This window comes from Microbacterium limosum, from assembly GCF_036324365.1.
GTDB lineage: Bacteria > Actinomycetota > Actinomycetes > Actinomycetales > Microbacteriaceae > Microbacterium > Microbacterium limosum.
Window position 1 is genome coordinate 1,569,855 of record NZ_CP137080.1, and the last position, 24,169, is coordinate 1,594,023.

The 24,169-nt window shown below is 67.9% G+C and carries 20 protein-coding genes and 1 pseudogene; 4 read left to right on the forward strand and 17 right to left on the reverse strand.

The window, feature by feature from the left end:
- The first annotated feature begins 21 nt into the window (after positions 1-21).
- The gene (locus RYJ27_RS07655; RefSeq protein ID WP_330169741.1) at positions 22-963 is read left to right on the forward strand and encodes a hypothetical protein; all 942 of its coding nucleotides are present in this window, start codon (positions 22-24) and stop codon (positions 961-963) included.
- 27 nt (positions 964-990) lie between these two features.
- On the opposite strand, the gene RYJ27_RS07660 is transcribed toward RYJ27_RS07655, so the two are convergent.
- Positions 991-2,274 (reverse strand): CDP-glycerol glycerophosphotransferase family protein, encoded by a 1,284-nt coding sequence (locus RYJ27_RS07660; RefSeq protein ID WP_330169742.1) that lies wholly within the window; start codon positions 2,272-2,274, stop codon positions 991-993.
- A 49-nt stretch (positions 2,275-2,323) separates the two neighbouring features.
- On the opposite strand from RYJ27_RS07660, the gene RYJ27_RS07665 reads away from it, so the two are divergent.
- On the forward strand, positions 2,324-3,433 hold the full coding sequence (locus RYJ27_RS07665) for a glycosyltransferase family 2 protein (protein WP_330169743.1): 1,110 nt from the start codon (positions 2,324-2,326) through the stop codon (positions 3,431-3,433).
- 51 nt (positions 3,434-3,484) lie between these two features.
- On the opposite strand, the gene RYJ27_RS07670 is transcribed toward RYJ27_RS07665, so the two are convergent.
- The 3 genes from RYJ27_RS07670 to RYJ27_RS07680 all read right to left on the reverse strand — a co-directional run bounded on the left by RYJ27_RS07670 (position 3,485) and on the right by RYJ27_RS07680 (position 7,802).
- Positions 3,485-4,960, reverse strand: a complete 1,476-nt coding sequence (locus tag RYJ27_RS07670) for a CDP-glycerol glycerophosphotransferase family protein (protein ID WP_330169744.1) — start codon at positions 4,958-4,960, stop codon at positions 3,485-3,487.
- Entirely contained in the window at positions 4,957-6,234 is a 1,278-nt protein-coding gene (locus tag RYJ27_RS07675; protein ID WP_330169745.1) for a CDP-glycerol glycerophosphotransferase family protein, read from the reverse strand. The genes RYJ27_RS07670 and RYJ27_RS07675 overlap by 4 nt, the downstream gene beginning before the upstream one ends.
- A gap of 104 nt (positions 6,235-6,338) precedes the next feature.
- The gene (locus tag RYJ27_RS07680) at positions 6,339-7,802 is read right to left on the reverse strand and encodes a S1C family serine protease (RefSeq protein ID WP_330169746.1); all 1,464 of its coding nucleotides are present in this window, start codon (positions 7,800-7,802) and stop codon (positions 6,339-6,341) included.
- Between the two features lie 136 nt (positions 7,803-7,938).
- Between RYJ27_RS07680 and RYJ27_RS07685 the strand changes: the two genes are divergently transcribed.
- Positions 7,939-9,141 carry an aminotransferase class I/II-fold pyridoxal phosphate-dependent enzyme gene (locus RYJ27_RS07685; RefSeq protein ID WP_330169747.1) on the forward strand — a complete coding sequence of 401 codons (1,203 nt, stop codon included), beginning with the start codon at positions 7,939-7,941 and terminating at the stop codon, positions 9,139-9,141.
- Positions 9,142-9,151: 10 nt separating this feature from the next.
- On the opposite strand, the gene RYJ27_RS07690 is transcribed toward RYJ27_RS07685, so the two are convergent.
- From RYJ27_RS07690 to RYJ27_RS07750, 13 genes are all read right to left on the reverse strand, one after another.
- Positions 9,152-9,970, reverse strand: a complete 819-nt coding sequence (locus tag RYJ27_RS07690; RefSeq protein WP_330169748.1) for a carbon-nitrogen hydrolase family protein — start codon at positions 9,968-9,970, stop codon at positions 9,152-9,154.
- Positions 9,967-10,515: a DUF6328 family protein gene (locus tag RYJ27_RS07695; RefSeq protein ID WP_330169749.1), complete on the reverse strand. Its 549-nt coding sequence runs from the start codon at positions 10,513-10,515 to the stop codon at positions 9,967-9,969. The genes RYJ27_RS07690 and RYJ27_RS07695 overlap by 4 nt, the downstream gene beginning before the upstream one ends.
- Positions 10,516-10,804: 289 nt before the next feature.
- Positions 10,805-11,302, reverse strand: a complete 498-nt coding sequence (locus RYJ27_RS07700) for a DUF6933 domain-containing protein (RefSeq protein WP_330169750.1) — start codon at positions 11,300-11,302, stop codon at positions 10,805-10,807.
- Between the two features lie 401 nt (positions 11,303-11,703).
- Positions 11,704-12,042, reverse strand: a complete 339-nt coding sequence (locus RYJ27_RS07705) for a putative quinol monooxygenase (RefSeq protein WP_330169751.1) — start codon at positions 12,040-12,042, stop codon at positions 11,704-11,706.
- Between the two features lie 25 nt (positions 12,043-12,067).
- Positions 12,068-13,303: a four-carbon acid sugar kinase family protein gene (locus tag RYJ27_RS07710; protein ID WP_330169752.1), complete on the reverse strand. Its 1,236-nt coding sequence runs from the start codon at positions 13,301-13,303 to the stop codon at positions 12,068-12,070.
- Entirely contained in the window at positions 13,300-14,058 is a 759-nt protein-coding gene (locus tag RYJ27_RS07715) for a FadR/GntR family transcriptional regulator (protein ID WP_330169753.1), read from the reverse strand. Before RYJ27_RS07715 ends, RYJ27_RS07710 begins: the two co-directional genes overlap by 4 nt.
- Before the next feature lie 58 nt (positions 14,059-14,116).
- On the reverse strand, positions 14,117-15,070 hold the full coding sequence (locus tag RYJ27_RS07720) for a substrate-binding domain-containing protein (RefSeq protein ID WP_330169754.1): 954 nt from the start codon (positions 15,068-15,070) through the stop codon (positions 14,117-14,119).
- A gap of 47 nt (positions 15,071-15,117) precedes the next feature.
- Positions 15,118-16,128 (reverse strand): ABC transporter permease, encoded by a 1,011-nt coding sequence (locus RYJ27_RS07725; RefSeq protein WP_330169755.1) that lies wholly within the window; start codon positions 16,126-16,128, stop codon positions 15,118-15,120.
- Positions 16,125-17,603, reverse strand: coding sequence for a sugar ABC transporter ATP-binding protein (locus tag RYJ27_RS07730; protein ID WP_330169756.1), 1,479 nt, complete (start codon positions 17,601-17,603; stop codon positions 16,125-16,127). The genes RYJ27_RS07725 and RYJ27_RS07730 overlap by 4 nt, the downstream gene beginning before the upstream one ends.
- Positions 17,600-19,054, reverse strand: coding sequence for an aldehyde dehydrogenase family protein (locus RYJ27_RS07735; RefSeq protein WP_330169757.1), 1,455 nt, complete (start codon positions 19,052-19,054; stop codon positions 17,600-17,602). Before RYJ27_RS07735 ends, RYJ27_RS07730 begins: the two co-directional genes overlap by 4 nt.
- Positions 19,047-20,726: a GMC family oxidoreductase gene (locus RYJ27_RS07740; RefSeq protein ID WP_330169758.1), complete on the reverse strand. Its 1,680-nt coding sequence runs from the start codon at positions 20,724-20,726 to the stop codon at positions 19,047-19,049. Before RYJ27_RS07740 ends, RYJ27_RS07735 begins: the two co-directional genes overlap by 8 nt.
- Positions 20,723-21,307 (reverse strand): hypothetical protein, encoded by a 585-nt coding sequence (locus tag RYJ27_RS07745; protein WP_330169759.1) that lies wholly within the window; start codon positions 21,305-21,307, stop codon positions 20,723-20,725. The genes RYJ27_RS07740 and RYJ27_RS07745 overlap by 4 nt, the downstream gene beginning before the upstream one ends.
- A 43-nt stretch (positions 21,308-21,350) precedes the next feature.
- Positions 21,351-22,712: an NAD(P)H-dependent oxidoreductase gene (locus RYJ27_RS07750; protein ID WP_330169760.1), complete on the reverse strand. Its 1,362-nt coding sequence runs from the start codon at positions 22,710-22,712 to the stop codon at positions 21,351-21,353.
- Between the two features lie 314 nt (positions 22,713-23,026).
- On the opposite strand from RYJ27_RS07750, the pseudogene RYJ27_RS07755 reads away from it, so the two are divergent.
- Positions 23,027-24,152: pseudogene (locus RYJ27_RS07755) on the forward strand (IS110 family RNA-guided transposase).
- Positions 24,153-24,169: the final 17 nt, after the last annotated feature.

Below are 24,169 nucleotides of genomic sequence, written 5' to 3' on the forward strand. Positions count from 1 at the left end.
CGCCGAGATCCGTCGACACCCATGAGTGACGAGATCCACCGCATCCACTCGCTGCCCCACGGAGCGGCGTGGGAGGGCGGTCTGCCCCCGGTCGGCTCCGCCGAGCATCCGCTCATGATCCGTGCGCTGGATCGGGTGCTCGCGATACAGCGACCGGTCGTCGTGGCGCACATCCGCAGCATCCGGCTCCGGCACCCCGGCGCCGGCCCGGCTCAGATCATCACGATGCTGGAGCGGCGCTATCTCGCCGCCGTCACGACGGGCGGCGCGGCGGTCGGCGCGACCGCCGTCGTGCCCGGCATCGGAACAGGCATCACGTTGGCGCTGTCCGGTGTCGAGACGGTCGGCTTCCTCGAGTCGACGACCCTCTTCGCGCAATCCGTCGCCGAGGTGCACGGCATCGCCGTCTCCGACCCCGACCGGGCGCGCGCACTCGTGCTCACCCTCATGCTCGGCAAGGAGGGCGTCGACCTCGTCGCGCAGCTCGCCGGACAGGCGTCGGGCCGTGGCGCGAGCCGCTCGGCCTACTGGGGCGAGATGGTCACGAAGACCCTACCGCGCGCGGCCATGGGGCCCCTCGTCGATCGCCTCAAGGGGGCGTTCATCCGCCAGTTCGCGGCGCGCGGCGGCGCGTCGTGGCTCGGCAAAGCCCTTCCCTTCGGCGTGGGCGCCGCCGTCGGAGCGGCGGGAAACCACATCCTGGGCCGGCGCGTGCTCACGGGTTCACGCCGGGCGTTCGGTGCTCCCCCGATCGCCCTGCCCGAGGACCTCGAGCCGCGCCCGGGGGCCCAGCGCGCAGAACGCGCCGCCCTGTCCTCCCTCCGCCGCGCCGGCGGCGCGATGACAGGGGGCGCAACGGCGGCGGCGCGCGGCATCGGGCGGGCGGGGCGCCGGGTGGGCGGCGTCGCGGACACGCTGCGTCGGAGCCCCCGCGCGATCGCACCGCCCGACGACGACGACTGACCAGGCCGCTGCGACTCCCCGCCCCCGCTAGGAGATCGTCGTCTCGTCGAGCTCGGCTTCCTCGGGCTCCTCATCGTCGCCGCGCCGCGCAGCGCCGTCGTGCCACGACTCCCACTCCCGCATGAGGGATTCGACCGCCGCGTGGAACTTCGCCGTGGCTGCCCCCGGCGCCGGGTCGCCGAAGTAGCGCCGCACCCACTCCGCGAGTCGACGTGTGCTCTCGGGATCCGCGACAACCCGCTCGACCTCCTCGGTCACACGCCCCGCGGCCTCCGCGGTGAGCCACTCGCAGTCCGAGAGGTATCCGTGCGTGTCGATCACGGCCTCCTCGTCGACCGGCCGCGTGATGAGCAGTGGCTTGCCTGCGGCGAGACGGTCGTAGACCATCGCCGAGATGTCGACGATTGCGACGTCGGCCGCAGAAAGCTGCCATCCGAGCTCTGGGCCGTCATCGAACACGTGCTGAGCGCGCGGGTCGGCCGCATTCGCGGCCCGAAGCGCGGCGATGATGCGGCGATTCGCCTCGCCGTACTCGCTGTCGACGACGCCGCTGCGCGGGTGCGGGCGGTAGATCACGCGGTGCCTGCCCGATGCGAGAAGGGGCGCGACGAGCGCCTCGCCGTGGCTGCGGATGGAGCCGTAGTGGGCCGAGGGCCGATCACCCTCCCAGGTGGGCGCGTAGAGCACCACCGTTCGGTCATCGGGCGTGTAGGGGGGCGTACCCGAGTAGTGGTCGGCCTGGGGCCGTCCGATCTCGATCGCGCGGCGGTCGAAGTCGTAGTCCCAGAGCACGCGCTCGAGCCGGTCGCGGGCCGCCTGCCCCGCGATGAAGGCGAAGTCGTAGGCCTTGTACTGATTCGTGGTCATGTACATCTTGTCGGACTCGCCATGGTTGATGAACACGTGCCACCGGCGTCCGTAGCGGAACATCTGGAAGTTCCGCGTGTTCTGGTTCACGTAGAACACCACGCGGATGTCCTGGCTCTGGATGGCCCGCTCGAGGTCTCGCACCGTCGGCACGAACGCGACCGGCAGGGCATCGTCGGCCAGCAGGGCCCGCGCACCCGTCGCGGAGCGCGCCAGGACGACGACGGGCCAGCGCGCGGCCAGCTCCTGGAGCGGCTTGTACCACTGCCGCATCTGGTACATGTTCACCTCGCCGTCGGCGAAGTACACGGCGATCCGATAGCGGTTCGACGGATGCGGGGGCGTGTGCGCGAGGGTCTGACGGACGCTGCGCACGGCCGACCGCGCCGCCACCGCCTTCCTCAGCAGCGCAGCCGCCTTGCGTGCATCCGACACGATTCCCATCCCTCCACCCTACCGACGGCCATCTCCGCTCCCGTGGGATGATCGATCGATGCATGAGCCCGGGACGACACGGCGGCCGCCGCGACGACGCGACGCACCCGTCGTGCCTCCGGGCGCGGGCGTGTCGTACGTCATGCCCGTTCTGAACGAGCGGAACTACCTCGAAGCCGCCGTGCGCACCGTGCTGACGCAACAGCTCGACGGCCCCGCCGAGGCGATCCTGGCGCTCGGGCCATCGACGGACGGCACCACCGAGCTGGCGAGGACGCTCGCGGCCGCAGACCCCCGGATCACCCTCGTGGACAACCCGGAAGCGGACATTCCGCGCGGCCTGAACCTCGCGATCGCCGCCAGCCGTTACCCGACGATCGTCCGCGTCGACGCCCACTCCGAGCTGGCCCCGGACTACACCCGCCGTGCCCTGCGCACGCTGGAGCGCACGCGAGCCGCCAACGTCGGCGGAGTCATGCGTGCGGACGGCCGTACGCCCTTCCAACGGGCTGTCGCCCGCGCCTACAACTCGCCCATCGGTCTCGGCGGAGGCGCCTATCACGGCGGTACGCGAGAGGGCGAGGCCGAATCGGCCTACCTCGGAGTGATGCGCAGAGCGGTGCTCGACGAGGTCGGCCTGTTCGACGAGTCGATCCGACGCGGCGAGGACTGGGAGCTGAACCTCCGTATCCGGGCGGCCGGCTACACGGTGTGGTTCGACCCGACGCTCGCCGTGACGTATTGGCCCCGCGAGAGCTGGGCGCGCCTGGCCCGCCAGTTCCGTGCCACCGGGTCGTGGCGCGGCGAGCTGGTACGACGGTACGGCCGGCGCAACTCGCTCCGTTTCTTCGCACCCCCCGCGCTGGTCATCACGATCGCGCTCTCGCTGGTCGTCGCAACGCTCCAGGCAACACGGGTGCTGACGGGATGGATCGCGCTGGCCGCGAGCATCGTGTACCTGCCACTCGCGGCGTATGCCGCCCTGGTGGCCGTCGTGGCGGTCGGTCCCGGCGGCGGGCGGGGCCTGCGCGACAAGCTCTGGACGCTCGCCGTGCTGCCCACGATGCACATCGCCTGGGGCGCCGGCTTCCTGCTCGGGCTCGCCCGGGGGGCTCACGACACGATCGACACGTCGCGCATCGGCGACCGGAACACACCGCTTCCCTGACCCGCCGCCGCCCGTCGCCGCTCCCGCCTCGACAAGGCGCAGATGGAGCCGTCAGCCGCGGAGGAGACCCTGATCGCGGAGACGCGCGACGACCCGCTCGGCGGCGCGCCCGTCGTCCCGGGCGTTGAACACCGCACGCCACGCGTCGTATCGCGCGGAGAAGACCTCGGTGACGGCGGGATCCGTCAGAGCGTCGACGAGCTCGCCGTGCGTGCTGACGACCGGTCCCGGTGCGCGCTCGGCGAGATCGAAGTAGAAGCCCCTCAGCCGCCCGCGGTAGTGGTCCAGATCAGGAGCGAAGAAGTAGATCGGCTTGCCGGTGACCGAGTAGTCGAACATCACGGACGAGTAGTCGGTGATGAGCGCATCGGACGCGAGGACGAGGCGTGAGACATCGGGATACCCGGTGACGTCGATGACGCGAGGACCCGCCACGTCGCTGCCGGGCAGGAGCGTGCGGGAATGCCCGCGCACGAGGACGACGGCATCGGCATCCTCTGCCAGCCGCTGCGGGTCCAGGAAGTCGACGATCAGCTCGCGGTCGTCGCGCCACGTCGGGGCGTAGAGAAGCACGCGCTCCCCGTCGCCGATCCCGAGCCCGCGCCTGACCGCGGCGGCCGGCCCCCTCGCGCCGGAACCGCCCGGCCCGTGGGTCGTCAGGACGTCGTTGCGCGGGTAGCCCTCCACCCAGATGGGACGCCGGAGGAACGCGTAGGCCTTCCGCAGGATCCGCGCCGCATAGGGATTCTGCGCGAGCAGGATGCTCCACCGCCGGGATTCCCTCACCACGGCGGCCATCCGCCGGGGATCGAACCCGGGGCGGTGCAACGCGAGTCGCTTGAGCGGCGTCCCGTGCCACGTCTGCAGCACGTGCTGCCCAGGACGGGCCCGGAAGCCGTGCCGCAGCCAGTCGTTGACCACCAGCAGCCGGGACGTCGCCCGCGCCCGCCACCACGACGCGGAGCCTTCCACCAGCGCCGTGGCGCCCTCGGGGACGGCCACGGAGAGGTCGACCACGCTCCAGTAGCGCGGTACGTGCGGCGCCACGCGCGCGATCTCCCGGTCCAGCGCGAGGGGGTTGCACGACGCATTGCGACCGTAGAAGCTCTCGAAGAACACGGCATCCTCGAGCGGTTCCCCCGCGGCCGCGCGGCGCGCCGCGACGGCTGCCGGGCCCTGGGGGGCGAGCTCGTCCGGATCCTGGGGCGGACCCACCTCCACCACCCCGCTGCCGCCGTCGAAGGACGCGCGCAGCATCTCGAAGCCCTGGGTCTCGAGCGAGTCGCGGGGCGCCTCCGCACCGTCCACCACGAGGCGGTACCGTCCCGAGGGCACGGGAAGCGACGGGTTGCCCCACCGGCGCGTGTGCAGCACCAGACGCGCCCGCCACGTCTTGCCGCCTCCGGTCAGCACCGCGTCGATGCGCGCGCGTGCGCCCTCGAGGCTCACGGCGGAGGGTCGCTCCCCCGCACCCGTCAGCTCCAGCGAGGGGACACCGTCCCGAGTGGTGAACGAGACGGTCGTCATGGTGTCCTCTCCGCAGCGGCGGGACGCGTCGTGGCGAGCGGTTCCCGTCTCAGGATGGCACGGTGGACGCGCTCGGCGTTCCGACCGTCTCGATAGGCGTGCACCTTTTCGCTGAGCTCCGCCGACCGGCGCGCGCGACGCTCCCATTCGGCGCTGTCGACGAGCAGCGCGCGCAACTGGTCGGCGGTCTCGTCCCAATCGCGTGCGCAGTCCGTGCCCGCGACATCCTCGTACCTGCCGTAGAAGCCGCGGTCGCGTGCGTATTCGCGGACGTCGGGCGCCAGGTACACGACGGGGAGCCCGAGCAGCCCCGCGTCGAACGCGAGAGAGGAGTAGTCGGTCACCAGCGCGTCGAATGCCGGCAGCACCGGCGTCACATCCCTCACCACGTCGGCACCGAGCGCCCGGATCCGCGGCGAGGGGACGGCGGGGCGGTACTCCCCCGCCCCCAGCGGGTGGGAGCGGATGCACAGCAGCGCGTCCTGCTCGTCGAGAAGGCGGGAAAGGCGCGACCATTGGTCCGGCGAGGGTATCGCGGGGTCCGGCGCGCCGTCGCGCCAGGTGGGCGCGTACAGCACGAGACGTGTCGCCGGGGTCGGGAGGTCGCCGATCGCGGCCCGGAGCGTCGCCGCCGCGGCGCGACGGCGCTCGGAGACGTCGCCCCGCGAGAGCACGTCCGTGCGCGGCTCCCCGGTCACCGGAACCTGCGCATCCGTGAGGGTGAACGCCGACTCGAGGCGACCGCGCACGAGGTGGGATGCCGCGGGAAGGAGGTCTATCTGGGACGTCGTGGCGCGGTAGAGCGCGCCGATCAGGCGGCGGAGGGCCCGGGAGTCGGGCAGCAGGGAGCTTCGCACCGTGGCGGGCGAATCGGCGCCGATGCGCTTGAGGGGGATGCCGTGCCACAGCTGCACGACGAACGCTCCTCCCACCGCATACCGGTTGACGTCACCGAAGCCGTGGGTGACGACGATGACCCGCGCCCGCGCGGTCGCCCAGAACCCGCGCAGGGAGACCGCGGGAACGTGCGGGATGCCGAGGGCGTCCGCCTCCGCCGCGTCGCGAGCGGAACCGGTCAGCCAGATCGAGCTCCGCGTCTGCGGGGCGGCGACGCGCCAGAGAGCGAGCGCCCCATCCGCGACGCCGACGCCGCAGCCGAAGACCCAGCGCCCACGCGCACGCGGGATGACGAGGGTTGCGAGATGGCCCAACACGTAGAGCGGGATGCGGACGAGCTTGGCGACGTTTCCCGCGCCGAACGAGAATGGCGCCACGATCCCTCCTCTCCGGGCGAGCCTATCGCGCGATGGCGTCTCCTCGCGGCGCACGACGAAGCGCCCCGCGAGGTGTGCGGGGCGCTTCGTCGTGCGTCGTCGTGTCAGTCGAGCGCGCCGAGTGTCGCCTCGACGGTCTTCTCAGCGCCATCCCGGACGAAGGTGACGGTCACCTCGGCACCGGCCGCCTCGGCCCGGACGAGCGCCGTCAGATCGATCGAATCGGCCACCGGGACGCCGTTGAGCGCCGTCACGATGTCGCCGGCCCGCAGACCCGCCTGCTCGGCCGCGCCGCCTTCGGTCACGGAGTCGACGTAGGCCCCGGAGATCTCGGCGTCCTCCACCGCCGCGGCGGACAGGACGGTCGCCCCGAGGAGGCCGTGCGTGGCCTCGCCGTCCTCGATGATCTCGTCGGTGACGCGCTGGACGATGTTCGACGGGATCGAGAAGCCGACGCCGATCGATCCCGAGCCGGACGACGAACCCGCCGTGGCGATGGCGACGTTGATCCCGATCAGAGCGCCGTCGCTGTCGACGAGGGCGCCTCCGGAGTTGCCGGGATTGATCGCCGCGTCGGTCTGGATGACCGAGATCTTGATCGTTTCGCCCGCTCCGGTGCGCTGCTGCTGGCCGGGGATGTCGAACTGGAACGGGCTCTGCGACTGCCCGTCCTCCTCGTCCTCCTCGGCATCGCCGCGGGACTCGGGCACGGCGGCGGAGGCGATTTCGATGCTGCGGTTCAGGGCGCTCACGATGCCCGTCGTGACGGTGTTCGACAGGCCCAGGGGTGCGCCGACGGCCACCGTCTGATCGCCCACGTTCAGCTCGCTGGAATCGGCGAACTCGATCGGCTGCAGGCCCTCGGCATCCACCAGCTTGATCACCGCGAGGTCGTACATCGGGTCGGTCCCCACGACCTCCGCGTCGAAGATGCGACCATCCGAGGTCGTGACGCGGATCGTCGGGTCGTCCGCAGCACCGTCGAGGGTGATGACGTGCGTGTTGGTGACGACATAGCCGTCCTCGCTGAGGATGACACCGGAGCCGCTTCCGCCCGAGCTGCCGTAAGTTACCTCGATCGTCACGACGCTCGGAAGGACCTTGGCGGCGATCGCCGTCGCCTCCGTCACGTCTTCCGTGTTGTTGATCGTGACGGCACCTCCCCCGGTGGCCACGGTCGTCGCGGGCTGATTCCACAGCTGCGATCCGGCATACGCGCCGCCGAGCCCCGCGGCGCCGCCAACGAGCGCGGCGGCCACGATGAGTCCCGCGACCTTCGCTGCGCCCGAGGCGCGTCGCGGCGGCGCGGCGGCGGGGCCGAACGAACCGGAGAGGGGAACGGTGGGCTGGGTGGGATTCGTCGCGGCCTGAGGCGGCAGCGGCGGACGCTCGGGGTAGGCGGTGCCGGAGTAGGGCGCAGCCGGAGCGGTCGGGGCCGCGTTCGCGTGCGCCGAGGCAGGCACTCGCTCCGCGTCTGTGGCGCCGGCGCCCTGCTCCTCGTGCGCGGCGGGCTGTGTCGTGTCGTGGTGGTCGTCGTCGTCGGGGCGGACGCCCAAGTTCTCGCTCATCGATGCTCCTTCGTCCAAAGCCCTCTCACCATCCCGCGCGATCCTGTGGGATTCTTATGACGCCGCCCCATTTCGGCTATGCGTACGCGTTGGCCTGGCCTTGAGCGCGGCCCGACGGACCGGAAAGGCGGGCGATGTGACCACGCTACCGGGGGCCTGGCGCCGTGCGGCCGGCGGGGCGGGATTGCTCTCCTCCGACGGTGTCGTGGCGCCCACGATCTTCGCCGAGATGAGCGCGCTCGCGGCGAGCACGGGTGCGATCAACCTCGGACAAGGGTACCCGGACGAGGACGGGCCGGCCGAGGTCCTCGAGGCCGCGCGCCAGGCGATCGCAGACGGGGCGAACCAGTATCCGCCGGGCCGCGGCATCCCCCGGCTGCGTGAGGCAGTGGCCGACCACCAGCGCCGGTTCTACGGCGTCCACCTCGACCCCGAGCGCGAGGTGATCATCACCGCCGGCGCGACCGAGGCCCTCGCGGCGACGGTGCTGGCGCTCGTGGACTCCCCGGACGACGAGGTCGTCGTCTTCGAGCCGTACTACGACGCCTATGCGGCGCTCGTCGCTCTCGCGGGGGCCCGCCTGGTTCCCGTCCCCCTCGAGTGGCCGCTGTTCCAGCCCGACCTCGATCGGCTCGAGTCGGCAGTCACGGATCGCACGCGTCTCATCATCGTCAACGACCCGCACAACCCCACGGGGGCGGTCTTCGACGCCGACGTGCGCGAGCGCATCGTCGCGCTGGCCGAGCGCCATGACGCCATCGTCGTCACCGACGAGGTCTACGAACACCTCCGGTTCGGCACCCCCCACGTGCCGATCGCGACGCTGCCCGCAGCGCAGGAGCGCACCCTCACGATCTCGTCGGCCGGCAAGACCTTCTCGGTGACCGGCTGGAAGATCGGGTGGCTGTCGGGCCCGGAGCCGCTCGTGACCGCCGTCCTCGCCGTGAAGCAGTTCCTCACCTACGTGAACGGCTCTCCCTTCCAGCCGGCCGTCGCCGCGGGCCTCCGGCTGCCAGACGCGTTCTTCACGGGGATCGCCGACGAGATGCGTCGAAAGCGCGACCTGCTCGGCTCGGGCCTCCGGCTGGCCGGTTTCGACGTCGGCGTGCCCTCGGGCTCGTATTTCACCGTCGCCGACGCGGCGCCGCTCGGTGTCACCGACGCCGTCGCGTTCTGCCGGGCGCTCCCCGAGCGGACAGGGGTCGTCGCCATCCCCCTGACGGCGTTCGTGTCGCCGGAGCACCGGGGCCGTTACGCCACGATGGTGCGCTTCGCCGCGTGCAAGCGCCCCGGGGTCCTCCGGCGCGCGGGCGCAGCCCTCGCCGGCCTGCGGCCCTGAGCGGGCACGCTCAGCGAGGCACGACGCGGTAGCGGCGCAGCTGCAGCGCCGGATTCACCCGCCGCACGTCCTCGAGCGCCTCGAGCGAGACGACGGCGACCGCGACATCCGACGCCGTGCCCACGGCCGCCAGGGTCACCCCCTGGGGATCGACGACGCCGCTGTGCCCCACCCCGAGGGGCGGAGGATGATCGGCCGCGGCGACGAAGAGGGTGTTCTCGATCGCCCGGGCCGCCAGCAGGGTGCGCCAGTGGTGCTCCTTCAACGGCCCCCGGACCCACTCGGCCGGCACGAGCACGACGTGCGCCCCGGCATCCGCGCACGTCCGCGTCACCTCCGGGAACCGGAGGTCGTAACACGTCTGCAGAGCGAAGCGGATGCCGCGGCACTCGAACGTCTGCGGATCGCTGATCGCACCGGGCTCCACCCAGTCGGACTCGCGCTGCCCGAAGGCGTCGTAGAGGTGCGTCTTGCGGTACGTCGCACGGAGACCCGTCGCATCCACCGCGACGACGGTGTTCCGCACCCGTACGCCGTCGGTCGCCGTCTCGAGGAGCCCCGCGACGATCACGGCACCCGTCGCGGCGGCCGTCTCGCGCAGTGCCGAGACGAAGGGACCGTCCAGCGTCTCGGCGTTCTCGCGCAACGAGCTGTCGAACGGGTGGATGAAGTAGCTCGAATACTCGGGGAAGAGCACGACGTGCGCTCCTCGCGCGACCGCGCGTTCGGTCAGCTCCCGCACCGTGGCGATGTTCTCCGGCCGGGAGTCGGTCGGTGCGAACTGCGCGACGGCGAGGCCGAGCGTGCCGTCGTGTGTCGGAGAGTTCACGTCGAAGACCCCCCGCCGCGCACGCGCCAGACGACCGGAACGACGATCCAGAGCACGACGATCGTCGCACCGAGCCCGGCCGCGGCGACGAGAGCTGCCGCCTCACCGACGACGACGTCGAACACGAAGGCGACCACCCCCACGACCAGCACCGACACCGTGATCAGCGCCGTGAGCAGCGCGGCGTGTCCGTATCCGACGATGCGCTTCTTCTCGTGCTGGCGGAACAGGACGCGGTGAAGGGCGACGGGTGCGAGGGCGATGATCGTGCTGACCGCCGCGGCGACGATGAGGAAGAGGTAGAACGCACGCTGTCCGCCCGTCAGATCTCCGAAGGCCGGCTGGAAGGCCAGTGCGAGCAGGAATCCGGTGAGGATCTGGGTTCCCGTCTGCAGCACGCGCAGCTCTTGGAGCAGCTCGATCCAGTTGCGGTCGTACCGCTCGGTCTCGGTCTCGTCCCGTCCGTCGGCGATGTCGTCGGTGCGCGCACGATCGCGGCGTCTCCGGCCGAAAGACCCCGCCCCGGCATCCTGCGCGGCACTCATACGCCCATCCTCGCGGTGCGGCGCGGCGCGGACAACTCGGGCGGGGACGCGGCCCTGCCCGACGCGGACGGAACGATCCAGCCGCAAGACGGGGACAATGAGAAAAGGCCCCTTCACCAGCTATTTCTGGTGAAGGGGCCTTCTCTTCTCGTTGCGGGGACAGGATTTGAACCTGCGACCTCTGGCGTTCGTCATCGCGGATGTCGCTCGTCGGCAGGCGGAACAGGAAGCGTTCGATCAGGATGTCGCGTACGACGCGGATGAGTCCGCGTACGTGTGAACGCAGTCGTCAGTTCCCGCTCGTCAGCGATGAGAGGAACGCGCGGAGTTCGCGATCAGGGTACGTGTGGCTGGTGCGGAGCGGGCCGCATGGCGTGTGTGCGGACATCATGGATAGCTCGCGCAGATCATCGGTGCGCTCGCGGCGGTGACCCGCGAGGAAGATGAACTCGTTCATCACCCCGACGACCTGTCGGTCTGCCGTCGGCGCAACCCTGATGTCGCGCATCCGGGCGTGCTCGTGATCGATGACTTGCTCGGGTACGCCGTGATCGCGGAGTGCGGATGCCACGACGTCCGGAACGCGGTCCGTGAGCGTCTTCGCGGGGGCGAGCGGCGCGAACACGGGCAGCAGGGTCCGGGCGTTCACGAGAAGCACCAGCGGTCGACGCCACGCGATGAGATTCCCGTACCAGTCGCCGAGCATCGTCGTCGACTCCTTTTCGTCGGTGGGCGCGACACCGCCGATCTTGTCACGGAGCTTCTTCGTGGCACGGAGGATCAACACCTCTCCATCATGCGCGGTCGATCGCGTTGACAGCGACGAGTCCGCTCCCTATGAGCCTGCTTATCGCGCCGAGGATCGGGGTGGGTGCAGGTCGATTGTGGGCGCATGGTCCCCGTCGACCCCGCGCTTGCGCAGCAGTTCGACCACATCTTATCTTCGAGTGCCCTGCGCGATAGAGACGATCGCGCAGGGCACTCGTCGACGCGATGGCGTCGACATTCAAGCTGCATCGAGCGTTCCGGCTCTCTCTGGCAACCCCCAATCCTGCTCGGGGCCAACGATGAGGATGGATGCCTCTCTGAGCGCGTCTGACGTCACGTCACATCCATGCGTCGTTGGACCCCCTGCTCCCAGCGAGATTGCCGATACCGGCGCTACGAGTACGAGAGACTGCTGTGGCGCTAATAAGCTGGCCGCACCACGCCCCGCTGCGGGTCACCAATGGGAATCGGCCACAAACGGGTGACCTCGGGGCTGCCGACGAGCAAGCCATCGAGCGCGCGGTTCAGCTCATCAACGATTCGGCCTTGCGAGTGAAGGTCGAGGTCATGCTCGCTTGCCCACCGTTCGAACATCACGATCCGCCCGGTCTTCTCTTCCTCCTGAATGCAGTAGAGGTCACAACCCTGCTCGCCATGGACCCGTGGAATGTACTTCCTCATCACTTCCAGCACTTGGCTGCGCGCACCGGGAGCGGGTGTAAAGATCGCGAGAACCGTGATGGGGTCTGTCTGCATCATTGGGCTCCAGCTCTGTGGGGTTGATTCATCGACCGAGCGCGCGCATGACGCGCAGGAGAGTATCGGAGGCGCCGACGTTACCCGGCACAACGACGTACAGCCGTTCTCGCCCGTCAAAGGCGCTCAGCTGCCAGAGAGAAACGCCGGGCAAGATCTGCCCAAGGACCCGGGCACTTGAGGCGCCAAGCGCGCTTCGAGCGATCTCTGCCGATGTAATGCCGCCCTTGGCGACGACGACATCGACCCTCGGTACGATTTCGCGTGCAGCGTGGACTAGCCCGCGCATGACCCTCTCCCCGTGGTGGAGTCCGTTGTCCGTGCCACGGCGGTTGCGTTCAGACGAGATGATTGTCACGTCAATATCACGTGCGAGCGCGCGGTTTGCCAGCGCATGACCCGCCCCGTCAGGATCGGCGAGGGCATCGTCGGTATCGAGGACTTCTGGTTCCCCGAACTCCTGCGCAAGTGCCGCGAGTTGTCCCGTGGCGCCTCCGGTGTGGGAACCGCATACGACGAGTACTCGCGACCCACGGTCTGCAATCGGGCCATCCAAGAGGCCTTGACTGCGTACGCCGGCGAGTTCGGCCGCCAGTGGTGCCGCCGAGCGCACGATGATCTCGCGCCCGCGGAGCTCGGCCGCCTCCGCGGCACGGGCAATTGCCGTGATGTCGGCGTCCGTGACAGCGTCAGGAACGATGACGCTGCCCGGTGGTGCGGCCAGGATCGCGTCCGTCAGGCTATCCCCACCCGAGCGTACTGACTCCAGCGGAATTGCCACCGGAGTGCGGTCGGACTTCTCGCGTACATATTGTTCCAGCCCGGAGCTGTGGAACGGAAAGACTGGGTCGTCCGCATACTCAGTTTCGCTCGCGGGCACTTCCGCCCCGTCGATGGCGACGTAGTGGATCCCGTTGCGGGTGGTGCGCCCGCCAGCGGGGAATGCGGGTACGAACAGCATGACCGCGTCTGGGGTCATGAACTGCTCGGTTTCAGCGAAGACATGCCCTCGCAGGGTCGAGTCGCCGCGAAGGACGATGCGGACGGGGGTGTTCGGTAGCGCGGCGCTCAGATCACCGCGGATCTGGTTTGCCAGGGCAACGGCAGACGCTTCATCGAGTGCGCGCGAGTTGGTCTGCAGATACACGCTGTCGGCGTGCTCCAGTGCGTCCCGGATGCGATCTGAGTCCCACGTCATCAGCACGCGGACGTCGGTGGCGGACTGCGTCCCGGTCGGGTCGTCGTCTAGGACTAGTGTCTTCACTCGTTGCTCCGTGACACTCGGTACGTTTCGCGGGGGCGTAGTTCGATGCCCCCGAGTTCGTAGAAGTCGGTGATGTGCTTGTGTACGCGTTCTGCCGCCGCGTCGTGGTCGCGGCTGAGCAGTGCGTCGAGGATGGCGCGGTGCTCGCGGCGGACGATTCTTGCGGTTGCCTGCCAGTCCGGGAGGTCTGCGTATGCCTCGATCATCTGACGGTTGATGGCGGTGCGAAGAGATTGCATCAGGTGTGCGCACAGCGCGTTGCCGGTGGACTCGGCGATACGGACGTGGAATGCGGCGTCGAGCGAGTTGAATTCGGCAGTGCTGATGTCTTCGTGATCCATTCGATCGAGGATGTCGACCAGCGCGGCGTGGTCATCGGCGGTGGATCGTTCCGCTGCTTCTCGACAACTCCAGGTTTCCAATGCGATGCGGGTTTCGAGGACATCGGTTTGATCGAACTGGCCGAGCGCGAGCTGCAACTTGAGGAGATTGACGAACCCGGATCCTGGTGTCCCCTGGAGGATGGCACCGCCTTCGCCGCCGCGCCGGATCTCGACGATGCCAAGGGCTTCCAGCACTCGGAGCGATTCGCGCAAGGATGCGCGGGATACGCCGAGCATGACTGACAGGTCGCGTTCGTTGGGGAGATGATCGCCTGCCGCCAGATGTCCCTCGAGGATGCGTTCCTCGATCTGTGCCATCACCTGTTCGTGCGCGCGGACCCGCTGGACCGGTTGCCAGTCGTCATTGGCCATGGCGGCATCCAATCTGTTTGGCGGAGGGGCTCCGCGGGTGCGGAGCCCCTCCGCTCCGTCACTTGAGGAACTCGTCGATGTTGGTGGCGTCCGCGACCTTGACGGCGAGGTTCTGGATCTTGTCGACACTCTCACCGGCGGCCAGCGCAACCGCGGTGTTGACGGCGGTTTCGCCCATCAGGATGGGGTCCTGCACGACCGTCGCTGACAGCTGCCCGGCCTTGATGGATTCGAGGGCATCCTGGATCCCATCGAAGGAGATCACAGTAATGTCGGCGAGCTTACCTGCCTGCTGTGCGGCCTCCACGGCGCCGAGAGCGGCGAGGTCATTGCGTCCGAAGATGGCGTTCAGGTCGGGGTTTGCCTGCAGGATGTTCTGCGTGACGGTGTAGCCCTTCTCGCGGTCCCAGTCCGCGGGCTGCGAGGCAACTGTCTCGATTCCCGGGTAGTTGGCGAGGGCTTCCTTGCATCCCTTGTCGCGGTCGAGTTCCGGCGACGTTCCCGCGATGCCTTCGAGGACGGCGAGCTGGCCCTGACCGTTCAGCTTCTTGCCGAGCCAGTCGCAGATCAGTCTTCCGCCCTCGACGTTGTCTGAAGCGATGTGGGACGCGACGTCCCCGCCGGCGGAGCTGCGGTCGACAGTGATGACGGGGATGTCGTTGCTGTTGGCGAGTTCCACGATGGGTGTTGCGGACTCGGGTTCGACGGGGTTGAGGATGATGACCGTCGCCCCCTTGGTGATCATGTCCTGCACGTCGTTGAGCTGCTTCTGGGTGTCGTTCTGCGCGTCGGAGACGATGGTGCGGATTCCGTCCTCGTCTGCCTTCGCCACTGCGCCGTCCTTGACGGTACCGAAGAATGGGTTCTCCAGGGTGGACATCGAGATGCCGATTGTGATCTCGCTCGAGCCGCCCGATCCGGGGTCGCCTCCGTCGGAGCTGCAACCGGTCAGGGCGAGGGTCGCCGCGACAGCGAGTCCGGCGGCCGCCGCCAGGGTCTTCTTGATCTTCATGGGATAGCTTCCTTGCTTTCTCTTGATGGTGTTGCGGAAGGGATGAGTCAGGTGCGTCGGCGACGACGGTGTCGGCCAAGGGTGTCGATCATTACGGCGGCCGCGATGACGGCTCCGATGACGACTTGCTGCCAGAACGCGGAGACGTCCAGCAGGTTGAGGCCGTTGCGGAGCACGCCGATGATGAGCGCGCCGATGAGGGTGCCGATGACGGTGCCGACACCGCCGCTGAGGCTTGTTCCGCCGATGACGACAGCCGCGATCACGTCGAGTTCGAGGCCGGCGCCCGCGGTCGGCTGTGCTGAGTTCAGTCGGGAAGTGAGTACGAGTCCGCCGAGGCCGGCGAGGGCGCCAGCGACCATGTAGATGCGGAGTTTGACCCAGCCGACGTTGATGCCCGAGAGGCGGGCGACTTCTTCGTTTCCGCCGACCGCGTAGATCTCGCGTCCGGAGGGGCGGAACTTCAAGTACCAGGCGCCGAGCGCGTAGAGCACCAGCACGAGGATGACGACCGCGGGGACGATGTCGCCGATGTCGAAGCTGGTCAGTGCTCGGAACCAGTCGGGGAAGCCAGAGATCGGCTGCCCATTGCTGAGCACGAGGGTGAGTCCTCGGGCGATCGAAAGGGTCGCGAGCGTTGCCACGAACGGTGGCACTTTGCCGTAGACGATCAGGAGTCCGTTCGCTCCTCCCGCTGCGGCGCCGGCGAGCAGCGCAAGCAGGAGGGCGACAGCCATCGGAAGTCCGACCTGTGAGAAAGTTACCCCTGCGATCATGCCGGAGAGCGCGGCCACCGATCCGACGGAGAGGTCGATGCCCCCGGAGATGATGACCATCGTGGCGCCGAGCGCGATGATCGCGAGCACGGTGATCTGCTGGAAGACGTTGAACAGATTGTTCACCGTCAGGAAGTAGGGCGAGAGGATACTCAGCAGCACGATCAGAACGATCAGGCTTCCGAGGGGGCCAATTGCTCCGAACTTCCTCACGCTGGCAAGCGCTCGACGCCACCCGGGGTCTGGCTGGGTGGGGACAGCCGTGGTCGAGGTGATGGTCATGATGCCACCGCCAGTGCCATGGTGCGTTCCTGGGTGGCTTCTGCGCGATCCAGGATCCCGGTGACTTTGCCGCGGGAAAGAACGACTACTCGGTGAGACAATCCCAACACCTCCGTGAGTTCAGACGAGATGACGATCACGGCAGTTCCCCGGTCGGCGAGGTCCGCGATCAACTGATAGACGGCTTCTTTGGCTCCAACGTCGATGCCGCGGGTCGGTTCGTCGAAGATGATCACTCTGGGGTTGGTCAGCAGCCATTTCGCGATGACCACCTTCTGCTGGTTGCCACCGGACAGTGTTCCTACCGGTTGGTCCGGGCGCCCCTTCAGCGCAAGCGATTGGGCAGCGTCCGCAACGATGCGGCGAATCTTCGGCCCGAGCAGCATTCCGCTGGTCAGCGCTTTCTTCATCGAGGCGCTGATGATGTTCTCGGACACGCTTTGCCCCAGAAGCAGACCCTCCTGCTTGCGGTCTTCGGGGACGAGCGCGATCCCGGCCCTGATCGCGTCGGACGGGTGGTGCAGGTTGAGTTGGGTTCCGTCGAGCTGGATCGTGCCGGACTCGGGTGGTTCGGCACCGAAGATCGCGCGCGCAATCTCGGTGCGTCCTGCCCCGACGAGGCCGGCAATGCCGAGCACCTCGCCCTCATGCACCTCGAAGCTGACGTCCCGGAATGAGCCGCTGCGGGTGATCCGGTCGACTTTCAGCACGACCTTGCCGTCGTGGGGATGCGGGTCGGGGAACACTCGATCGATGGGTCGATCCACCATGGCCTCGACGAGGACATCCGGGTCGACCCTGGCTGTGTCGAAGTCTCGGACCCTGCGGCTGTCGCGCATCACGACGATGCGACTGCCGATGCGGGCGATCTCTTCGAGTCTGTGCGAGATGAAGACGAACCCGACTCCCTCCGCGGCTAGTTGGTCGACCACGGTGAACAGCTGCTCGGCGTCGTCGTACCCCAACGCGGCTGTGGGCTCGTCGAGGAGGAGGAATCGTGCGTTCAGTGCAAGCGCCTTCGCGATCTCCACCTTCTGCAACCCCGCGACGGAGAGCGCGCTGACCGGCAGGTCGGGATCGAAATTCGCCCCGAGTCGCGCGAGGTGCTTCTGGGCTTCTTCCCGCATGAACTTCATGTCCACGCGCCCGTTGCGCACCGGCTGTCGTCCCAGGAACACGTTCTCCGCGATCGACAGGTGCGGAATCAGGTTTGTTTCCTGGTGGATGAGACCGACGCCCGCGTCGATCGCTGCCGCAGGCGTAGCAGGGGCATAGATCTCACCGGCGATCGACATTTCGCCCCCGTCCGGGTGGACGACACCGGACAGCATCTTCGCGACGGTGGACTTTCCGGCGCCGTTCTCACCGAGGAGACAGAGCACCTCACCGGGCCGGACTTCGATGTCGACGTCGCGGACGACGGTGACGCCGCCGAAGGACTTTGTGAGCCCTTTCGCGGTCAACGCTGCGCTCATGACTCGCTCCATGCCGCGTACACGGTCTTCTTCCGTCGGTACAGCTCTAGTCCGTGGACGCCGTCGTCGCCGCCCAGGCCGCTCTCACCCCAGCCGCCGTGGAACCCGTTCACTTCCTCAGGGCCCCCACGATTGATGAACACCTCGCCGCTGCGCAGTGCATGCGACATCCGCATCGCGCGGGAGAAGTTCTCGGTGTACAGGTACGAACTCAGGCCGAAGGTCGTGTCGTTGGCCAACGCCACAACCTCGTCTTCGGAGTCGAACGCGACGACTGGAAGGACAGGCCCGAACACTTCTTCGCGGATGACCGGCGAATCGGGTGCGACGTCGGTGAGGAGCGTGGGACGGTACCAGTAGCCTCGCTCGAAGCCGCTACCCTGGGGGCGCTCCCCACCGGCGAGCACGCGTGCGCCAGCGTCGACAGCAGCGCCGACGATTCGTTCGACGTTCGCGAGCTCACTGCCGGACGCCTTCGGACCCACTTGGGTCGTCTCCTCGAGCGGGTCCCCGAGGACGATGTGTTCCATCCGCGCGGCGACGAGGTCGGTGAACTCGGTGAACACCGACCGCTCAATGTAGGTTCGCTCGTTCGCGACGCACGCCTGCCCGTTGTTGAGCATGCGGGTCGCTACCGCGGCCTCAGCAGCCGCGTCCAGGTCGGCGTCGGCGAACACGATGAACGGCGCCTTCCCTCCGAGTTCGAGGGACACCGGGATGATTCGGTCGGCCGCATTGTGGAGGATCGACCGTCCTGCGCGTACGCTGCCGGTCATCGTGACGAACCCGATGTTGGGGTTGCGCACCAGCGCGGAACCGATGATGGAACCGCGACCGGGCAGTACTGAGACGATCCCGGCTGGTACGCCTGCTTCGATTGCGAGTTCCGCGATCGCCAGCGCCGACAGCGGCGTGATCTCGGCCGGCTTGAGCACGATCGCGTTGCCTGTGACGACGGCCGGCGCGAGCTTGCGGGTGGTCAGAGCCATCGGGAAGTTCCACGGGATGATGCCCGCGACAACACCGATCGGCTCCCGTCGCAACCACAGCTCCTGGGACGGGGCGGACGTCGGAAGCACCTCGCCGCCCTGCGTGGTGATGATGCCCGCGAAGAAGCGGCAGAACCCCGCGGCAGCGCTCACTTCCCCTCGCGCTTCACGAACAGGTTTGCCCAATTCAGTCACGAGAATCCCGGCGAGGCGCTCACTGTCCCGTTCGATGAGCGATGCCAGACGGTGCAGCACACCGGCGCGGTCTGCTGCGGGCACCTTCGCCCAGTCCTTCTGCGCACGGGCAGCCTCCGTCACGGCGACTTCTACGTCGTCTTCACTCGCAGTCGAGACCCGCGCGATGATCTCCTCTGTGGAGGGGTTCTCGACCTCGTCGTACGCGCCGGCCGATCCCTCGACCCAGCGCCCCGCAAGCAAGAGCGGCGTGATCGTGTCAGACATTGACCGTGACCTTCCTGTGGTCGAGTTCCGGCGCGTCCGCGTTCGCGGGCGTGACCTTCTGCGATCGGATGTGCGCGCCGTTGGCGATGATGTACTCGGCGGCGCGCACGGCGAGTGCGCCGATCGTGGGGGTCGGGTTCACTGCGGCGCCCGTGGTGAGGCTGGAACCGTCCACGACGAACAGGTTCGGCACCTCCCACGTCTGGTTCCACTTGTTCGTGGTGGAGTCCTCTGGGCTGTTGCCCATCCGGGCAGTCCCCATGAGATGCCAGCCCGGGTTCACGTTTTGGTGGCCTGTCGACCGCACCCGTGACGCGCCGGCTGCCGCCGCGACCTGCTCGAGGCGCTCGACCCCGTAGTTGGTGAGGAGGATGTCGTTCTCGTGCGGCGTGAAGTCGACGGTGAGTCCGGGAAGCCCCGACGAGTCAGTGATCGAGGTGTCCAGACGCACCCTGTTGTCATAGACCGGGAGGTCTTCGGCGAGCACGTACACCAGCATCTGGTTGCCGAAGTCGTCGTCGAACCTGCTGTGGTGCCCGGCACCCCATCGGATCGGCTCGCGGGTGTGGGATCCCGTCGCCGTGAATGCGGCCCCGTAGGAGCGGCCCACCTGCATCGTGAATCCGTTGACGAACGGCTTCGTGGGGTCAGTGTCGTAGAACTCCTGCGAGTAGAACGGTGCGCCGAAGGATGCCTTGTACCCTTCGATCGGCTCGTCGAACCACACGTCGCAGTTGGCGTAGCTGTGATGCATGAGGTGGCGGCCGACGAGGTCGTTGCCGTTTGCGAGGCCGTTTGAGAAGCCCTTCTGCTCCGACATCAGCAGGATGCGGGGTGTTCCGAGGCCGCTCGCGGAAAGGACGACCATGTCCGCCGAGACGTAGTGCCGCTGACCGGTGGCGAGGTCGATGTAGACCGCTCCGGTGGCTCGGCCGTTCTCGACCTCGATCTTCTCCACGCGAGCACCCGTGCGCAGATCGACCCCGTTGCGGAGCGCCTTCGGCCAGTACGCGTCGTGTACACCTCCGAGCGAACCGCGAGGGCAGCCTGAGAGGCAGCCGCCGCACTCGTTGCAGCCGAGACGGCCATCCTTGGCCTGTGTGATGATCGCGTTATCGGAAGGCCACCAGTGCCATCCGAGGGCGTCAAAGCCCTCCGACAGGCGCAGACCGAGCTTGCCCGGCCGGGTCGTGGGTTGACGCGGCGCGTTCGGGCGCGCCGGGTACGCGGGATCGCCGGGAACGCCCGAGATCCCCATCTCGGCGTCATTGATGTCGTAGAAGGGTGCGAGCTCTTCGTACGAGATCGGCCAGTCGATGGTGCCTTCGAGTCCATGCTCGGTGCCCTTGCGGAAGTCGACGGGCTTGTACCTCGGCCAGTGACCGCCGTAGCAGACCGTGCTGCCACCTACGGCGTTGAACAGGTACGGGCGGATGTGACCGTTGACCGGGTAGTCCTCGGGAAGCTGGCGGTCATTCGGGCTGTACGACCACCCGCGGAGCTTCTCGAGCTCCCAGGTGTTGAGCTCATGGGAGTAGTCCACGCTGGGGTCGAGCCATCCGCCCTGCTCAAGGCAGACGACGCGAACCCCGGCGTCGGAGAGGCGCTTGGCGACCGCTCCGCCACCCATTCCGGACCCGATGACGAGGACGTCGAAGTGGTCAGTGGTCATGCGCCTGCCTTCCGTGCCTGCGGCGCGCGGAGCACCGCGTTCGTGGGGATGAACGTGCCGCGATCGGGTGATGGGCGGCGCGTGCCCCAGTTCTCTAGGACCGCGTCATAGCCGATCGGCTGCGGGCGACCGTGGAAGTCCTTGCCGTATCTCGTGCGCTGGCGGATGAGTTCCACCACATCGGAGTGGCCGTAGTACACGTAGTAGACGAAGTCGAGAACGCGACGGAACGTGGTCGCATCTTCATCCTCGAAGTTGGACACCGCGGCCACCCGCTCAGCCGGCGCGAGGTCGGCCAGGCCTGGCACACGCTCGTCGAGCAGCGCGAAGAACTCGCTGACCCGGAAGTTCGGGTACAGGGAGAGATCAGCGTCATCGGGCACGAGGTACTGAGCCGCGAGCTCAGCGAGCGAGAGCTCATCGGCGGGAGGCCAGCCGTCCTCGGCGGGGATGAACGTGTCGACGAGCGCATTGAACGAGTCGCTCTGCGTCCTGGTGAGCGGCCTCGCGGAGGCGTACCCGCCGTGCATCATGCGGCTACCCGAACGGGCGGCGCTGCTGCGTTCAGAATTGGAGAGCATCAGTGAACCTTCTTTGGATCGTTGATAGTCGGGACTTGCGAGCCTACGAACTAGCGGTGAGATGCTCCGCCCGGAACTCGTTCTCCAACTCCCGTCGGACCTTCACAGCGAGGAGCGTCTCGTCCGCGTCGACGTCGTCCCACGACACCGCGCGGTCCTTCGGGACGTCGCGAATGAGCTTCGCCCCATGGGCGAGACCCAACGGCAGCGCATTGTGGGCCAAGGACATCTCGGCCGGCGCCAGCTTGCCGTATACGGTGAACCCGCCCTCACCATCGAGCGTGTCGCCAGCGCGAAGGTCAGTTTTGGCGGTGGACACGACATCTCCACGGAACCCGGTCGGAGAACCGGTCGGCTCGCCGCGCAGCACAGCCGACGCGATCGACACCGGCAGTTCCAGCCCGATCATGTGGTACGGGCGGTACAGCGCGCCGTAGCGGCCGCTGTCGTCAGTACGAACCCCGTACTCCGCGAAGCACTGGACCGCGTAGTCGGTACGAGCCTCGAACGTCACATACACACCCCACCGGAGATCGCGGTAGACCTCGCTGCCGTCGCGGTTGAGGCTTGAGATGAGCTCTACAGTCCCGCGGCGTGTCAGCGTGCCGCCACGCTCACGCTCCTTCAACAGCTGCGGCAAGTCATCCACTCCCACCGGGGTGAACTGCAGGCCCTCATCCTGCGGAATGAGGCCCGTTCCGTTGGCGACCGCCGCCATCTCGATGGCGGACTTGGTTCCATCCAGGAACGAGTTGAACATCTTCGGGTTGAAGTCGCCGGTGGCGAGCTGTTCCTGGGTGAATCCGTAGTAGTCCCACACCGTATCCGGGGTGGAGTAGTGATACTCGGGCAGATACTTCGTGCCTTTGCCCGCAGCGACCACATCGAATCCGACAGTGCGGCACCAATCGACGAGCTCGGAGATCAGCGCGGGCTGGTCCCCGTAGGCCATGGAGTAGACCACGCCCGCGGCCTGGGCGCGACGCTGCAGGATCGGGCCGACCATGCAGTCAGCCTCAACATTGACCATGACGATGTGCTTGCCGTTGTCGATCGCCCGGAGTGCGTGGTAGGTCCCGATGATCGGGTTCCCCGTGATCTCGAGAATGACCTCGATCTCCGGCAGTTCCAGGAGCGAGTCCGCACTGTCGGTGACGTGCGTGCCACCCGAGGAGAGTGCCTGCTGCAGGCTGGTCGCGGCGTAGCGTTCCGCAGGCCAACCTGTGCGCTTGAGCGCATCCATTGCCTTCGGCACATTGATGTCGGCCACGGCGACCACATGCAGGCTCGGAAGATTCACGGCCTGGGTGAGGAACATCGACGCGAACTTGCCAGCACCGATGACGCCGACACGGATCGGGCCGGCCTCTTCAGCGCGACGCTGCATAAGCGAATAGAGATTCATACGTGGTCCACTCCGGTGTGTTCGGCAACAATCTGCGTTGATGGTCTGACCATCAGATTAGTGGACCAGGCAGAGATGTCAACCCCTACTATTGCGTTCAGACGACCAAACACCTCATAGCGTCTCGCGTCCCCCGTTACTTTCTTCGCAGCCGTCTGGTGAGCATGCTGGGCGGTGACGGCCTGCCGGGCCCGGCATGATTGCTGCCCCCTGTCCTCGATGATCTGGGGGGTGTTGTCACCGGGCCTGGTTGGCGGTGTGTGATCGCTGATAGGGGCTGGACCCGAGCATGCTCGAGGCCGTTCGTAACGTGGATGCCGAGACGCACCGCCTGCGGACGCCGTCGCGAGCGAACGGGAGGCAACGTGGTCACCAGCATCGACAGATACGACGAGGTTGACGTGTTCGTCGGGCTCGACGTCGGCAAGGGCGAGCACCACGCCGTCGCCCTCGACCGGGCCGGCAAACGGCTGTTCGACAAGGCGCTGCCGAACGACGAACGTCGGCTTCGTGGAGTGCTCGACCAGCTCGCGACACACGGCACGATCCTCCTGGTCGTGGATCACCCCGCGACGATCGGCGCACTTCCGGTCGCGGTCGCACAGGCGGTCGGCGCGCTGGTCGGGTATCTACCGGGTTTGGCGATGCGACGCATCGCTGACCTGCACCCGGGCGAGGCGAAGACCGACGCCCGCGACGCGGCGATCATCGCCGAGACCGCACGCACGATGCCCCACACACTCCGAGCGATCCAGGTCGCCGACGAGCAGGTCGCGGAGCTGTCGATGCTCTGCGGATTCGACGACGACCTCGCCGGACAGATCGTCCAGGTCTCCAACCGGATCCGCGGCCTGCTCACGCAGATCCACCCTGCGCTGGAGCGGGTGATCGGACCGCCGGCTGGATCACCCGGCGATCCTCGACCTGCTGCAGCGCTACCCGTCTCCGGCCGCGATGCGCGCCGCCGGCGAGAAGCTCGCCGCGTTGCGGCGGCAGCGGGACGAGATCGCCGTCGAGGTCGAGAAGATCGTCGATGCTCACCCTCTTCAGCCGGTCCTGACGAGCATGCCCGGAGTCGGCGTCAGGACCGCAGCCCGGCTCCTCACCGAAGTCAGCACCGAGACCTTCCCCACCGCCGGACACCTCGCCGCCTACGCCGGCCTCGCACCCGTCACCAGACGCTCCGGCACCTCGATCCGCGGCGAGCATCCATCCCGGCGCGGGAACAAGATCCTGAAACGGACCATGTTCCTCTCCGCCTTCGCCGCGCTCCGCGACCCCGAGTCCCGCGCCTACTACGACCGCAAGATCGCCCAGGGCAAACGCCACAACCAGGCCCTCATCGCCCTCGCCAGGCGACGATCAGACGTCCTGTTCGCCATGCTCCGCGACGGCACCCTCTACCAACCACGCCTCACCGGACCAGCCTTCGCTGCTTGACAAGAGACATAGGGGCA

Bases quoted from the DNA above. Each gene is read 5' to 3' on its own strand.
- RYJ27_RS07665 (WP_330169743.1), top strand. From the start codon at position 2,324: ATGCATGAGCCCGGGACGACACGGCGGCCGCCGCGACGACGCGACGCA.
- RYJ27_RS07715 (WP_330169753.1), bottom strand. From the start codon at position 14,058: ATGGCCAATGACGACTGGCAACCGGTCCAGCGGGTCCGCGCGCACGAA.
- RYJ27_RS07680 (WP_330169746.1), bottom strand. From the start codon at position 7,802: ATGAGCGAGAACTTGGGCGTCCGCCCCGACGACGACGACCACCACGAC.
- RYJ27_RS07750 (WP_330169760.1), bottom strand. From the start codon at position 22,712: ATGAATCTCTATTCGCTTATGCAGCGTCGCGCTGAAGAGGCCGGCCCG.
- RYJ27_RS07695 (WP_330169749.1), bottom strand. From the start codon at position 10,515: ATGAGTGCCGCGCAGGATGCCGGGGCGGGGTCTTTCGGCCGGAGACGC.
- RYJ27_RS07670 (WP_330169744.1), bottom strand. From the start codon at position 4,960: ATGACGACCGTCTCGTTCACCACTCGGGACGGTGTCCCCTCGCTGGAG.
- RYJ27_RS07740 (WP_330169758.1), bottom strand. From the start codon at position 20,726: ATGACCACTGACCACTTCGACGTCCTCGTCATCGGGTCCGGAATGGGT.
- RYJ27_RS07730 (WP_330169756.1), bottom strand. From the start codon at position 17,603: ATGAGCGCAGCGTTGACCGCGAAAGGGCTCACAAAGTCCTTCGGCGGC.
- RYJ27_RS07745 (WP_330169759.1), bottom strand. From the start codon at position 21,307: ATGCTCTCCAATTCTGAACGCAGCAGCGCCGCCCGTTCGGGTAGCCGC.
- RYJ27_RS07705 (WP_330169751.1), bottom strand. From the start codon at position 12,042: ATGATGCAGACAGACCCCATCACGGTTCTCGCGATCTTTACACCCGCT.
- RYJ27_RS07725 (WP_330169755.1), bottom strand. From the start codon at position 16,128: ATGACCATCACCTCGACCACGGCTGTCCCCACCCAGCCAGACCCCGGG.
- RYJ27_RS07660 (WP_330169742.1), bottom strand. From the start codon at position 2,274: ATGGGAATCGTGTCGGATGCACGCAAGGCGGCTGCGCTGCTGAGGAAG.
- RYJ27_RS07655 (WP_330169741.1), top strand. From the start codon at position 22: ATGAGTGACGAGATCCACCGCATCCACTCGCTGCCCCACGGAGCGGCG.
- RYJ27_RS07720 (WP_330169754.1), bottom strand. From the start codon at position 15,070: ATGAAGATCAAGAAGACCCTGGCGGCGGCCGCCGGACTCGCTGTCGCG.
- RYJ27_RS07735 (WP_330169757.1), bottom strand. From the start codon at position 19,054: ATGTCTGACACGATCACGCCGCTCTTGCTTGCGGGGCGCTGGGTCGAG.